The 14,785-nt window shown below is 69.9% G+C and carries 4 protein-coding genes and 1 pseudogene; all 5 read right to left on the bottom strand.

Annotated elements, in window-relative coordinates:
* Positions 1–3,759: pseudogene (locus ABYB95_RS05815) on the bottom strand (hypothetical protein); the annotation flags it as partial.
* A gap of 3 nt (positions 3,760–3,762) precedes the next feature.
* The gene (locus ABYB95_RS05810) at positions 3,763–5,715 is read right to left on the bottom strand and encodes an ATP-binding protein (RefSeq protein ID WP_372657519.1); all 1,953 of its coding nucleotides are present in this window, start codon (positions 5,713–5,715) and stop codon (positions 3,763–3,765) included.
* Positions 5,712–7,250 (bottom strand): hypothetical protein, encoded by a 1,539-nt coding sequence (locus ABYB95_RS05805; protein WP_372657518.1) that lies wholly within the window; start codon positions 7,248–7,250, stop codon positions 5,712–5,714. Before ABYB95_RS05805 ends, ABYB95_RS05810 begins: the two co-directional genes overlap by 4 nt.
* Before the next feature lie 6 nt (positions 7,251–7,256).
* Positions 7,257–12,209: a hypothetical protein gene (locus tag ABYB95_RS05800; protein WP_372657517.1), complete on the bottom strand. Its 4,953-nt coding sequence runs from the start codon at positions 12,207–12,209 to the stop codon at positions 7,257–7,259.
* 51 nt (positions 12,210–12,260) lie between these two features.
* On the bottom strand, positions 12,261–14,660 hold the full coding sequence (locus ABYB95_RS05795) for a hypothetical protein (protein ID WP_372657516.1): 2,400 nt from the start codon (positions 14,658–14,660) through the stop codon (positions 12,261–12,263).
* Positions 14,661–14,785: the final 125 nt, after the last annotated feature.

The raw sequence follows: 14,785 nt of genomic DNA, 5'->3' as shown, positions 1-14,785 counted from the left end.
GGTGGAGTTGGCGCCGAAGCGCTCGGACAGCGAATCAATGAGGCGCCCGCGCGCCGCCGCCACGCGGTCATCGGACAGCGCGGCATCGGGGTTGGCCACATCGGCGGCGGGGCGGAAATCTTCGGGCGTGGCCTCGCCACCGGCGTAGCGTTCGGCCGCCAGCATCATCACGCGGGCGCGTTCGGCGGCGGCGGCGCGGTGCGCCTCGCGCTGCTCCGGCGTGGCGTGGGCCAGATCGCCCACGAAGCGCGGGTCGAAGGTGGCTCGGTCGATGTTGACCGCGTTCGGCGGATCGCCCCGGCGCTGTATCTCCACCCCCAGGCGCGCGGCCCGGGTCTCCACGCTGTCTTCGCCGTGCCGCAGCAGCGCCTCGGCCAGGTCGTGGTTGGCGCCGGTGATGTCGAAACTCACCATCTGGCCACCGCCGTCCGGGCCACCGCCCACATAGACATCGACCTCGCGGGTGACGAAGGCCACCGCGCGGTCGGTGGCGCTGAGGGTGCGCAGATCGGTGCCGGCGTCCACGCCGCGCGCCACGTCGGCGTCGCTGACGATGCCGCCCAGCGCCCGCACCACCGCCTCGCGCCGGGTGTCGGCGCTCTGTTCCTGTTCGGCGCGCCAGTCGCCGGGCGGGGGCGATCCGGTGTATTGCTCGATGGCGCGGTGCGTGGCGTCGGCATCGCGGTCCATGCGCGCATCGGTCACGGCAGAGCGCATGCGGTGCGCATCGGCCAGCGCGTGGTCGCCTGCGGCCAGGGCGTCGAACACCCGCACGTCGGTGCCATCGAGCGCGTCGCGCACGTCCGACATGGTGCCGGCGTGGTCGCGCCCCAGGGCTTCGAGCTGGTCGGGCGAGAGCGAGCGCATCACGGCTTCGATGCGGGCCTCGTCGTCGTTGAAGAAGCCGGTCGAGTCGGCCAGTTCGATCGCCGCGCCGGCCACGTTGTCGCCACGCAGATAGGCGCTGGCGGCGCGGTAGTCGTCGCTGTCGGCGTCGAGTTGGCTGCGCAAATCGTCGTCCAGCCAGCGCCCGTTGTGGCGACCGGGGTAGACCGTCATGTCCAGCGCATAGCCCTGGTTGCGCGTCATGCCGCGCAAGGCGGCCAGCACGCCGGTTTCGTCCACCGTGCCGGCAAAACCCCCGCCAAAGGCACCCACCACCCGGTTGGCGCGCCCCTCGAGCGCGCTTGCCACATCGGTGCCGGCCTGGGTCAGTTGCTCGGCAAAGAAGGTATCCGGTGGTTGACGGGCCTCGAAATGCGCCACCTCTTCTTTGACCTGCTGGTTCAGGCCGGGGGCCGCCTCTGCATCGGCGCCGGGCGCAGCACCCCCGCCTGCGCCGCCTGCGGTGTCGCAATGGCCGCAGTTGGCGGCGGGTGCGGCAGCGGCGGCGTCCGGGCAATCGGTGGTGGCGGCTGCCGCGGTTGGCTCAGCCGCGCCTGGGGCGGGCGTGGGCGTGGTTTCCGGGCCGGTGCGCAGTCTCGCCAGCGCGGCATCGGCCTCGGACCGCTTGCCGGCGATGAACTGCGACATGCGCGCGGGCAACGGACGCGCCCATTCGCTGGCGGCCTGGCGCACCGTGCCCGCCAAAGTGCCAAAAGCCTCGATAAACCCCGCCGCGCCGTCGTGCAGGTTTTGTGCGCCGCTGGTTTGCTGCGTGGCCAGAAAGGCCTGCCATTCGGCTTGCTGGGTGGTGCGCGCGATGTCGTGGGCGCTGCGGTTCTCGGCGGCACCGGCGTCGAAGCGGGCGCGGTTGTCCTGCAAGCGCGCTTGCAGCACCTGGCTGCTCTCCCGGTTGCTTTGGCGAATCGGGCTGGCGCCGCGCTCGGCGGTGGCGCGCAGCACGGCGTGGCCTTTGCCGGCGTTGTCGCGCAGCGACTGGCCAAAGCCCAGCGCGCTGCGCGCATAGGTGGGCAGGGCCGAACGGGTGGCGCCGCGCACGCCGTTGTCGGCGCTTTGGGCTTCCCGGTGCTGCGCCGCCAGAGCACTGCGCGCCTGGCTGTTGATGCGGCTGCGCGTGGCCTGGCCCTGGACCTTCAATTGCTGCACCTGCTGTTGCGTGATCTCTTGCAACACGCGGCGCCCGGCGCGGGCCTGGGTCTTCAAGGTGTCGCGGGCTTTGGTCAGCGCCTTGGCCACTTGGCAGCGGCTTTGCGCCACCATGCGGGTGTTCTCGGCCGCCAGCGCGGCGGAGTAGTTGCAGCTCAGGCTGCACGAGGTGTTGTCGCGCGACTGCTCCCAGGCCTCTTTCTTGTCGTCAAAGCGCCGCTGCATCTGCCGCGCTTCCTGGTCCACCCAGCGCGGGATGCGCAGCTGGCGCTTTTCGTTTTTCGCCCGCTCCAGGAAGCGGCCCCGCTCGGTGCTGTGGTGAGTGCTGCGCTGGTCGCGCCAGGTGTTCAGGTCCAGCATGGCGGCGTCGAACGCGGTCTGGGCGTCGCGCACCGCGTCGTTGAAAGCGCCCACATGGCCCGCCACCAGGCCAGACACCACGGTGGTGATCTGATCGGCGGCCCGGGTATTGCCCTCGCTGATCAGGCCGTAGGCGCTGCGACCGGCGGCCACGATGGCGGCCCGGGTGCGGCGCGAAGCCAGATCAAAGTCTTGCAAGGCCAGGGTACCGGCGCCTTCCATCTGGGCCACGGCCTGCTCCAGCGCCATGTCCAGCGCGCCCCGGTCGAGCTCCAGAGTCTGCTGGATGCCGCTGGCGTTCACGTCCCAGGCCTGGCGCAGGTGCGTGCCCAGACCGGTGGCGCTGGCCACCAGCCCGTCTTGTTCGCCATGCAGCTCGCGCGCCAGATCGCTCCAGGCTTGCAACGCCAGGGTGACGGCCTGTTCTTCGGACGCGCGCTGGGCGGCTGCGTCGGTGGCGCGTGGCTGCTTCGGGGTCGAGGCGTCACCCTGGGCCTGGTCGCGCGCCTGTTCGGCCTGGGCGGCCTTGTCTTTGGGCGGCAGCAGCTCGTCGCGCTTGGGTGCCTGCAAGGCCCACTCGGACTGCAAGGGTTGCTGGTCCAGTGGCGGTGCTTCCAGTGGTTGATCGACCTGCTCGACCAAGGCCAGCGGCAGCGCGACCAACTCCTCGCCTTCCAGCGCCTGAGCCACCGGGCCGCCCGCAGCGGCTCGTCCCCGCGCGGGCCGTTCCGCTCCAGCGTGCTCGGTGTCTTCGCTGGCATGGGTTTCTTCGGTCGCGCCTTCGGTCGCGCTGGCGCTGTCGGCTGCCGTGTCGTCTTGCGGCGGCGCGTGGTCGCCGGTTTCGGCTGGCACCGGCTCGGGCGCAGGCGGTGTGGCCGCTACGGGCGCTGGCGACTCGGGCATGGACGGCGCCGGATCGGCCACGGTAGACGTGGCCACCGCCAGCACCTCAGACACCGGCGGCGTGGTGGTGGGCGCGAGGGGATCGCTGCGCGTGGGCGCGGCACCCACACCGGAGGGGCCACTGGGCAGGCGCTCGTGTTCGGCATCCAGCGTGTCGCTGAAAGACGCGGAATCGCTGCGGCTGTAGCGCGGCAGATAGCCCAGGCGGGCGCCGCCTCGCCCACCGGTGTAGCTGGCAAAGGACGCCAGGGCTTCGCGGGTATAGTCGGGGACAGCGGCATCGGGTGTGGCGGTGCGCAACGAAGGTTCGCCCAGCGACTCAACCGCACCTGGGACCGCACCACCGGTTTCACCGCTGCGTTCACCGCCCCGCCGCGGCCGCCGGGTGCGCAGTTCGGCCAGCCGACCCGCGCCCCTCAACGCGCTTGCGCTGGCCGTGCGCGCCATGGTTCAGTGCCCGTTGCCCAGCACCGCCGGCATGGCCTTGCCCAGCTTGCGGTACTCCGCTGCCAGCGCGTGTTTCATGGCCGCCCAGTCCAGCCGCCCGGTGCCCGCCAGGGCGCTGGCGCCCAGCACGGCGTTGCGCACATGGCCACCCGCAAAATCGCAACCCGCAGCGAGGCGGTTGAGCTCGGTGGTGCTGAGCTGGTGGGCCGGGCCCAGGTGGGCCAGCCACAGCGCGCGCCGGTCTTCGGGGCCGGGCAGCGGGAACTCCAGAATGCTGTCGAGCCGGCGCGTGAAAGCGGGATCGAAACGCGCACGGCTGTTGCTGGTGAGCAGCACGATGCCGTCAAACGCTTCGATGCGCTGCAGCAGGTAGTTGGTCTGCTGGTTGGCGAAGCGGTCGTTGGCGTCTTTCACATCGGTGCGCTTGCCGAACATGGCGTCGGCCTCGTCGAACAGCAACACCACTTCGGCATGCTCGGCGCGGGCGAACAGTTCGCCCAGGTTTTTTTCGGTTTCCCCAATGTATTTGCTGCTCACGCTGGCCAGGTCGACGCGGTACAGCGGCATGCCCAACTGGGTCGCCAGCCAACCGCTGGCCAAGGTCTTGCCGGTGCCCGACGGGCCCACCAGCAGCGCACGCACGCCCGGCCGGTAACGCGCCTGTATGGCCGGCCCCAGGTCTTGGGCCAAAGCATCGCGGCGGCGGCAGCGTGCCACCAGGGCCAACAGCTCGGCGCGCAAGGCGCTGGGCATCACCAGGGCCTCGTCGTGTATGTCTTCGGGCAACAGCTGGGCCAGACTGCCCAGGGCACCCTGCCCGGGTGCGCGTGCCGCGCGCGCCACGTGCTGCACGGCCAGCCCAGCACCGCCTTCGCTGCGGCACAGCGCGTGGGCGGCGCGGGCGAGCTCTTCGATGCGGGCGCTGGCGTGGCGGTGGCCGGCGGCGAGTTCGGTGGCGGTGTCGGGGTCGGCGTCGAAGCCCATCCAGAGCGCGGCGCGTTCCTGCACCGGCGGCACCGGCACCTGCCACGCGGCCAGCGGTTCGCCGTCGTTCTCCCAACTGCCATCGGGGCCGGTGGCCACCAGCATGGGCAGATCGCCGCCGGTGAACGCGGGCACGCGGCGGCGTTCACCCGGCGACAGTTCGGCCACCCAGACTGGCAAGGCGTTTTGCAACAGCAGCCAGGGCAACAGACCGGCGGGTGTCTCGCCTTCGATGAATGCGGCCTGGCGCCCCATGTCTTCGGCGATGGCCGCGCACACGGCCCGCGCCTCGCGCGGGTGGCCGCTGCGCACCACCATGACCGCGCCACCTTGCAGCCAGGCCGCGTGCTGCCGGCACAAGGCCCGCACACTGGGCGCCAGCCGGGCCTGGGCACTGGCCGCGTCCTGGCTTTGCAGGCGCACGCCGGGCCAGTGGCCACGACCACCCGAGAGCGCCAGCACCAAAGGCATGGGCAGGCGCAGGCGGGCATCCGGCAAGGCGCGGCCCTGGGTTTCCAATTGCAGCAAACCGCTCGCCAAGGCAGCACCGTCGAGCACGGCGTTCATGGACTGGATCGGGCTCAGGCCTCGCTGCGCGTCCAGGCTGGCGAGCAGACCCAGCGTGGGGTAGACATCGCGCAGCGGCGATTGCAGCCAGCCCAGGGCGCGGCTGGCGATCACATCGGTGTCGGCGGCGTGGCACAGCGCCAGCGCCATGCATTCGCTGGGGTTCAGCGACAGCTGACCCGCCAGACGGTGCAGGGCACGGTCCGGCTCGGGTGGCGACTGTTGCCACAGCGTCCAGGCGCTCCCAAGGTCCAGGCCCAGTGGCGCCAGCTCATCGGCCTGGGCCACCAGCCAATGCGCTTCGGCCGGTGCGTCCGGTGCCAGTTGCGCGGGCGCGAGTTGCGCGAACAAGCGCGCCGAAAGCGGCGGGGCCAGCGCGGCGGAGTTGGGAAAGGCCGCGTTCATGGGCTGCCGTCCAGACGGTACTGAAACACAACCACCCGGCCCAGCCAGGGCAGCCAGCCCGGGTCCAGATCGAGGGCGGCGCGGCGCACGCGCATATCGGTGTCGCTCAAGCGAAAGAGCACGTCCAGGTGCGTGGGCCCCCATTGCAAGGCGGCGTGCCGCAGGCACAGGCTGGCCAGCCCGATGCGCGCGACCCGGCGCAGGTAGCGACGGACTGCGGTGAGCCAATGCGCCGCCATCTGCTCGGGCGTGGTGGCGCTGCCGGGCGCGTGCGGCACGGCAATGCGGGCATCGGCCCAGCGTTCGGGTGTGGTCCAGCAGATGGCATGCGGCGATGCGGGCTGGGGCAGGCTTTGCACCAGGGCCCAGGCCGGATCGGCTTCGGGCAGGCGCAGACGCAACAGCGCCTGGCGCAGCACCAGAGCGGCCAAGGGCGTATCGGGGTGCGCGTTCTGCCACGCGGCCCAACCGAGGCGTTCCAGCACCGGGAGCAAGAACAACAGGCCACCGGCCTGGGTCGGCACGGAACAGTCCATGGGCCAGGGCGCCGATGGTTCCATCTGCGCGGTGGCGGTTGCCTCTGCATCGACCGGCGACGCTTCGACCAAGGGCTCTGCACGCGCAGCCATCGGCCCGGCCACGTGCTCCGTGGATTCGCGCAGCCCAGGTTCTGCGGTCTGCACCGCAGGCAATGTTTTGTGAAGCGGCGGCGCGGCGGCGCTGTCGGCTTCGGCGGGCAAACGTGTCAGCGGCGCAGCCGCGTGCTGCGCCAACGCGCGCGCGCTGGCCGCAGCTGCCTGCACCACCAACTGCCCAGGCGCGGCGCGCAAGACCGCGAGCAACCAGACCGGTGTGTCGATGGGTAACGTGCACCACTGCACCGCAGCCGCCGTATCGGTCCATTGGTAGGCAGCAACGGTGCCCGCTGGTTGCGCCAAGGCCCAAGCGCTGGCCCAGTCCATGTGGCGCTGCGCGCCGCTGTGCGCCAACACCAACTGGACCGTGGACCCGGACAGGTGTTGCAGCAACCAAGGGGTTTCGCGCTGTTGCACCAGCTGCGCGAACACGGCGGGCAAGCCCACGGCAGCATCCACCTCTTGCGCCAGGCAGGTCCACACACTGTGCAGAAACGCCGGGTGTCCTTCGTCCCGCACCAGACCCGGCAGGGCCAGTGGCCAGTACCAGGCGCTGAGCGTTTGACCCCGGGCGCGGCGCAGCAACGCCACCTGCGCCGCCTGCCAGCGGCTGGCGAAGAACACGGTTTCGGAGGTGCTGGCTGCGGCTTGCTCACCATGAACCCAGGTGCCACCGGTGGCGCGCACGCGCTGCTCGATCAGCAGCGACAGGCTTTGCGCCGTCCAGTCGGCGGACACGCGCCCGAGATCGAGCCTGCGCACCAGCAGCAAGCGCTCGCCGGTGTCGGGCAGGCTGGCACAACGCAAAGCGTCTTCGAGCCGGTGCACCGCACGCGTGGCGGCCTGCTCGCTGCGGGCACGCAGGCGCAGGTGCTGGACGGTGCGGTCGTTGGCACCCATGCCGGTTCAGCGCTTGAACACGCCCGCGCTGCGCACACCGCTGGCGCTGACCACGCTGGCGTGGTCGAAATGCACACGCACATCCACGTCCAGATCCACTTGCAGCGCGCTGGTGTGCAAGACCCGCGCCGAGACTTCGCCCTGGCCCACGTCTTCCACCACCGCGCGGGCGATCACCGCATTCGCGCGGTAGAGCACGGCCTGCATGCCGATGCGCAACTGCGACGGATCGAGCGTGAGCAGCGGAATACGCACACCGGGGCGCACCGCCGTGACCGGGCGCGGCAGGTTGCCGGTGATGATGCGGCCCACCGGCGCGTGGCTGGCCAGCAGCAGGCACATGCGCACGATGTCGTTCACCAGTTCGATGGCACGTGGCTGGCCGGGCTCGGTCTGGGCGAACAGCCAGTCGGCATAGGCCTGCATTTGCCGCCGGTCTACCGAATCGATCTCGGCCCAGCGCGGCAGGTTGCCCAGGTAGCGCAGATTGGGAGCTTCATCGAACTCGCTCAGCATTTCGGCCCAGTCCAGCCGGATGGCCGGAGGCACACCGCAGAATTCGGCGTGCAGACAGGTGCAGACCGCGCCGATGCGGTTGAACTCGTCGGCCGCCTGGCGGGCAATGGCGGTTTTGCCGTGTTCACCATCGATCAGGTCGCCCATGGAAATGACTTCTTGCGCTTGCCCACGCACGTGCTTCCAGGTGCTCTGCGCGAGTTGCGGCAGGTTGAGGCGGTTGATGGCCTCCAGCCGGGTACCGACCAAGCTGCTCTGGCGGGTGATGACGCTGTGCATGGCGTTGCCCAGCTTGCCCGTTTGCACGCGCGAGACCTGCGTGCGCGCGGCCAACAAAGGCGTGCGCAACTGGCCGGCTTGCAGCGTGCGCAGCAGCAGGTCCATGCGGTCGAGCTGGTCCACCAGTTTGGGCACCACCACGAACCACGATGCCGGTGCCTCGCGCACCACCTTCAACATGTCTTCGAGCTCGTCGGGCACGTCGTGGTGGTCGCGCAAGCAGGCCGGCACCGGGGCTTCCTGCAAGGCCGGGTCGACCACGCGGTGGCGCGCGGCCAGCACGTTGCTCGTTTCGCGCGGGCGCATGTAAGCGAGGAACTTCACCTCTTCGGCCAATATCTTGGCGCGCCGCGCGTTCACCGCGTCGATGCGGGCCTGTTCCTCGGCCATCAGGGCGCGCGCCACCGACACATCGTGGCGTGCCTCGGCCAGCGTATCGCCAAACTGGCGCAAGCGCTGATCGACCTGCTCGATGTTGGCCTTGAGATCCGCCTCGGCGCGCTCGCAGCGGTTGATGGCGTCGCGGTACAAGGTCAACCGCCCTTCGAGCTGGCGCAGAGTGGCGATGGTGTTGTCCGACAAGGCCACGGTCTGGGTGAACAGGCTGGCTTCGTCCACCCCGCCGGCAATCGGTGGCGGCTGCAACAGCAGCTCTTTGAGCCCCGCCTGGTTGCGGATGTCGAGCAGCTTGCGCTTGCGGCTGGTGTCACCCTGCAAGAAGGGATCGCCCGCCAGACCAAACACCTCGAAGTCCTGGAACAGCGCGGGCACGGCGCCGCTGTCTTCGAGCATGAAGGCGTCCAGAATATCGAGCAGAGAATTCACGCTGCGGTGCCGGTTGGCCAGCGCGTGGTCGCGTGCTTCGGTGGACGGTGGCTGCTTCAAACGGTCGGCGATGGCCGTGGTGCGCACCTCCGACAAGCCCACCACCGGCATGGCGTACACGATGTTCAGCGGCGCCTTGGGTGCCTGGATGAGCTGGGCGGTCGCCTGCATCTGCACCCTTTGTGTGGTGCTGAAACCCGCCGACACCGAGACCGCTGCGGCCTGCAGCGTGGCCCGTGCGGCAGCGGCAGCGGGTGCGGCAGACGCGGTGGGCGTGGCCCGGGCCGACACTTTTACCGTGGCCAGGTAGTCCTTGATTTGCGACTGCACGGTCAAGGCGCTGTCGGACTTGGCGATGGCGGCCAGTGCCGGTGAGATCGCCAGACGGCTGGCGTCGGAGGTGCTCATCATCATCTGGCGGATGCGGTGCATGTCCACCTGCATGTGGGCAAAACCGAAGTCGGTGATGTCGTCGGCACGGTCCACGCGGGCGCGCAAGTAGTCGGCAAAACCCTTGAGACCGCGCAACTGCAATTGCGAACGTTCGTGGTTCGACAGGCGCGCCAGCACCGGGTCGTTGGCCAGCTCGGTGTACACCTTGGCCGTGCCGATGCGCGACGAAGCCGTGGGCGTGAGCACCCCCAGGCCGTTTTGCAACTCCAGCTTGGCGTTCAGGTAGGGCGTGAACGCGGGCGTGGGCTGATCGCCCGTGCTGCCCAGCGGCCACACCGGCGTGGGCGGTGGCGCCGGTGTGGTGTCGACCGGCGTGGGCACGATGTCGATATCGCTGAACGCCACCGAGCCGCCAAACACCATCACCGCAATGCCCACAATCCGCAAGCGGCTCGCCCCTTCGGCCTTGCTGCCGTCGGGTTGCGGCAGCGCGATCTGGGTCCAGGTGCCCGACTGCGGCAACGCCCCAACGCGCAAGGTCTGGGCCTCGTACATGTCCAAGCCTGGCACGGCCTTGAACAGTTCGGGCAAGCGGTTCTCGCCCCAGAAACCCAGGCGCAGCGCAAAGCCCCGGGTGGCGCCCCCGGCATCCAGCCCGGTGCACACCGCGTAGGCAAAGATCGCGCGCGGTGGCGTGAGCTCGTCCAGATACACCCAGGTGCTCAGGTGGTCGTTGCCGTTGTGCTTGGCAAAGATCGGCGCGGTCGCCGTGTCCGGGTACATGATGATGTGCCCGCGCCAACCGGTGGCCTGCGGATAAAAGATGTTGAAGCCGCGCTTGGGCACGGCCCGTTCGGCCTGCGCAGCGGCCCCACCCCCAAAGATGTCGCCACCACCGCTGGTGATCAGCTCGGGCAGGCTGGGCACCACGCCGTCGGGCGGCACGAACGGCACCCACAAGTCGTTGGCGGTGAGCAGCTCCCAGGCCTCGTTGCCCTGCACCCGCGCACCCAGCGGCAGGAAATTGCAAAACCATTTGCGCCAGGTGTTGCCGGTCAAGGCGCCCGTGATGCCATAGGCGGCGCGACCATCGAACAGGGTGAAGGCCATGCCGTCCACGTCGGCATTGGCCAGGCCCAAGGCGGCGGCGGGCACAACGAGCTGGCTCCATGCGCCCGGCGTGGGCAGTTCACCGGCGCGGAAATGCGCCGCCGAGCCGGCCGGCGTGCCCAGGGCGATCAGGTCTTCGCCCCAATAGGCGCGGTGCTCCCAGCCGGCGCTGGTGTGCCACTGCAGCATCAGGCTGCGCGGCGGGTTGTCCGGATCCAGACAGACCCAGGCGAACACCGATTCGCCGGTGTTGATACGAAAGGGCTCGCTGGCGGCGTCGAAATAGTGCTGGTGCAGGCCGGGCATCAAGCCGCTGCGGTGTCCGCCGCCGGGGGGCGGTCCCCCCCAGGGCTTGAGGCTTTCGCGCTCCAGCGCCAGCGGGTCGTCGCGGTAGCGCTCCACCGTGTGCAGTTGCCCGTCCAGTGCATGCGCCAGCAGCGCGGCCTTGTTGCGCAGGCCTTGGCGCGCGCCCAACGCACGCGAGCGTGTGAGCAAGAATCGGTTGAGCGTGCGTTGGAATTCGGGGTCGATCGCATCCTGGTGCAACAAGCGCGGCTCCCACGAGGCCTGGCTCACCGGCACCAGCACACGCACCCGCTCGGGCACGGCCAGGTCCAGCGGTGCCATGGGCGCGGCCTCGCGGATCGCCAGATCGAGTTGCTCCATCGGCACCGGTACCGCATCCAGGGTGAACAGCGGTGGGAAAAAATCGCTGCGGAAATCGGCCAGGCTGAGGGCCGAAGTGGGCAACAGCCCGCAAGGCGGCAACTTCAGAAAAGGATCGGCCATTTCCTGCGGCGACGGCGGTGTGCCAAAGGCGGTGTCGAACTCGGCCATCTGGCCCGCGAACTGCTCGATGCGCGCCTGCCACAAGCCCGGCAAGCGGCTGTTGGCGTTGAAACGGGTCGCACCACCGCTGGCCCACTGCAGCCGCGCGTCGCGCGCCCGCCCGCCCTGGCGCACCACGGCGGCGCGGTCGATGTAATCGACCTGCAGGCTCTCGTTCAAACCGATCAGCGCCACCGGCACACCCCAGGGCTCCCAGGGCAAGGCCCCGCCGTGCGGCAACGCGGCCTCGGCCTCGAAAATCAGATGCGCCAATGCGTTGCGCTGGCGCAAAGGGTTGGCGGGCAAGGCCAGCCACTCTTCGGGCCAGGGGTACCAGAGCAGGCAGGTGCCGTCGCTCACACGCCAGTCTTCAAAGGCGTTGACGTTGTCTTCGGGTCCGTCCACGCTGCGGTCGCAAGGGTCTTCCGGATCGAAGTTGGACACGTCCACCGTGACCGGCCGCAACACCAGAATGCCCACGCGCGGCAGGCGCGCACCGGCGGTCACGGCCACATCGGCGAACCGGGGCGCCAGCACCCTGGGGTGGAGCGTACCGGGCGGCGGCAGCCGTTCTTCCTCTGTGATTTCCGCATCGGTCTCGGGGTCCGGCTCGGGGGTTTGCACCACTTGCCAGGCCGGTGGCACCACAGCGGGCAGATCGCCCAGTTCAAACGCGGTGCGGCGCGCCAGCACCACATCCTCGCCCGACACCGCCAGGCCTTGCCCGGACTCCACAAACAAGCGTTCCACGCGGTCCGACTCCGCAGGCGCCAGCTGCACGGAGACGCCCAGGCCGCGCACCACACCCGAGGTGAGCGCCTGCCCGCGTTGCGCAATGCGCCCGGCCTGCCAGCGCTGCCGCCCTTGCAGCGTGGGTGCGGTGAGGGCACGCGCCGGAAACAGGTTGGGCCGTCGCAACCAGTCGGTGGCGGCCAGCGTGGCGTCCTGCGGCGACAGCGCCACCACGCGTTCGCCAGCCAGGGGTTGGGTGATGTGTTCGATGCTCACGTCGGGTCTCCGGTAACGCTCAGGGGCAGTGCGGGCTCATCGCCATGGTGGCTAGGGCTTCTTCTTGGCGGCGCGCTTGCTGCCTGGGCTGGTGGTCTTTTTCGGTGCGTCGGCCTTGTCGGCGCTGCGGGCCTTTTTCGCCGCCTGGGCACTGCGAGCGGGCGACGCCGCCTTGCCCGACGGGCCCTCAGCCGCAGCGCGGGCCGCACGCGGCGCCACCACCACCGCCGGGGCCGGTGGGCGCACGACGACCGCGGGTGGGTTCGTGATCACCACGGCAGGCGCTGGCGGCCGTACGACCACCACCGCCGGGGCCGGTGGGCGAACAACCACCGCTGGTGCTGGCGCTGGCGCTGGTGCTGGTGCTGGCGTAGGTGGCCTTGGCGCAGGCGCAGGAGGCGTGGGTGTCGGAGCTGGAGCTGGTGTCGGCGCGGGCGCAGGCGGTGTGGGTGCCGGTGGTGTCGGCACGGGCACCGGAACCGGCGCGGGTGCAGGCGGCGGCGCCGGTGGTGTCGGCGCAGGTGGCGTCGGTGTGGGTGGGCGCGGTGCAGGCGCAGGTGCCGGAGGTGTCGGAGGTGTCGGCGCTGGTGGCGTTGGGGCCGCCGGTGTGGGCACCACCGGTGGCGCAGGCGGTGGTGGCACAGCAGGCCCTGCGGTCTTGAGCTGGATGTGCGTCGCGGCGATCTTCTCCACGCCACTGCGGTTGGCGGTGAGGGCCTGGCTGTCGATGCGTTTCCAGCCGTCGCTGGCGGCCATTTTTTGCAAGGTGGCGCTGGAGACGCGTTCGCTGCCCACCGCCTGTTCGATCTTCTCCAAGCCCTCACCGGTACCGGGTGCGTTCAACTCGGACGCCACTTTGAGCACCGTGGCCTGGTCCAGGGTTTCGCGCGCGTCGGCACGGCTGGCACTGGCCATGGAACCGATCGCGGCGGCGGTGAGCGTGGGCGAACTGGCAAAACGCTTGGAAGCCAGCAAGCTGGTGATGGTGCTGGCCGCCGAAGGGGTGGACACCCGGAGCAAAGCGTTCAGGTTGTCCGACAGCCCCAGCGCATTCACGCGTTCGCGCAGGGCCAGCGCGGTGCTGCGTTCGTCCACGCCCGACACTTCTTTCCAGGCGCCGGTGAAATCGTCGCGGAACGAGAGGTGGCGGCGGCGCACGAACCACAGCGTGGGCAGCCGGGCCAGGCGCTGCCATTCGGCGTCCGACGGATTGCCGGGGTCCAGGGTGCCCAGCGCGGGGCGTGGCACGCGCAGCTTCTGCAACAGCTCGAACGGTTTTTGCTGCGCCAGCAGGTTGGGTGCGGCGGGCTTGACCACGCGGGTGACGTTCTCCAACCGCGCCACCACCGCGCGCCATTCGTGTCGGGGCACGGGTGCGAGCACCATCACGGCGGTGGAGTCGAGATTGGCCGGTCCGGCCGTCAGATCGATGGCTTGCAAGGCCAGGGCTTCTTCCACCAGTGCCGGCAGTTCGTCTTCGGGCACGATGCTGAAATCCACATCGACCTCGGCCGGAAAATAGTTCTGCGTGAAGTCGAGTGCGTTGATCACGTTCGGCGGCAACGGCCCCACGCTGGGCAGCGCGGGAAAGTGGGCGCTGGCGGGAAACGCGCGCCCATTGCTCTGGTTCAGCACGTCTTGCAAATGCGCCTGGTATTGCATCAGGTGCGCCAGGCGCAGGGCGCGGGGCGCAAAACCCAGGCCGGGCAGATCGCCGCGGTCGGCACCGAGTTCGCGCCGCACCATGGCTTCGTCTATCCACACCACGGTGTTGTTCTGCAAGGCCACCATGGCCAGCGGCAAAACGTTGGACGACAAACCATGCACGGTGCTGGCAACGAACACCTCGCGCGCCACGCGCCCGCGCCGCGCGTCCAGCGCATCGGCCGCGCCGTCGTCCTGCCAGGGCACCAGCACCACCGCCGTGGCCTCGATCACGTCGCCATCTTCCACCGTGCGCTGCCCGGTGATGGAGGTGGGATAGGCCCCGATGGGATTGGCGGTGAATTCCACTGGGCGTAGGGCCAGCACAAACCGGCCGGTGCGGCTGCGCATGGCCGGCTGTGGAATGCGCGAGAGACCGAACTTGGCCGACAGTTGCTCGGCCACCGGTATGTTGGCCAGTTCCACGTCGATGCTGCGGGGCAGCAGCACCAGTTCACCGGCGGGCGTGACCCCGTGGCCGGGGCTCACGCGCAGCGTGTGCGGCTCACCGCCCTCTTCCACGAACAGGCCAGCGGCCACGCCACTGCCCGAGGCCTGGCCCAGATCGGCCTCTCGGGTGAGGAAATATTGCTGGTCGCGGATCAGATCGCGCGCGGCCAGAAAGCGGCCATCGAAGTAACGCGGGCGTTCGCGGCGGCTGTCTTCGATCAGAACACCGGCGGCGCGCAGGCGCGCCACCTGGTCGCCTGCAATCGGCTCACGGGCCGTTCCTTGGGTCAGGTTCATGCTGTTCTCCAGTGGTGTCGGGCGCTGGGCCTGTTCATAGGCCGCCCCAGCGGGCCATCAAGGCGTTGCCCGGCAGGAAGCGGCGGCTGTAGTTGTCGACCAGCACGGCGTCGCCCGCGCGGGTG

This window comes from Hydrogenophaga sp. (assembly GCF_041633695.1).
Taxonomy (GTDB): Bacteria; Pseudomonadota; Gammaproteobacteria; order Burkholderiales; family Burkholderiaceae_C; genus Hydrogenophaga.
The sequence above is the reverse complement of the archived record's forward strand: the minus strand, read 5'-3'. Positions and strand labels throughout refer to the sequence as shown.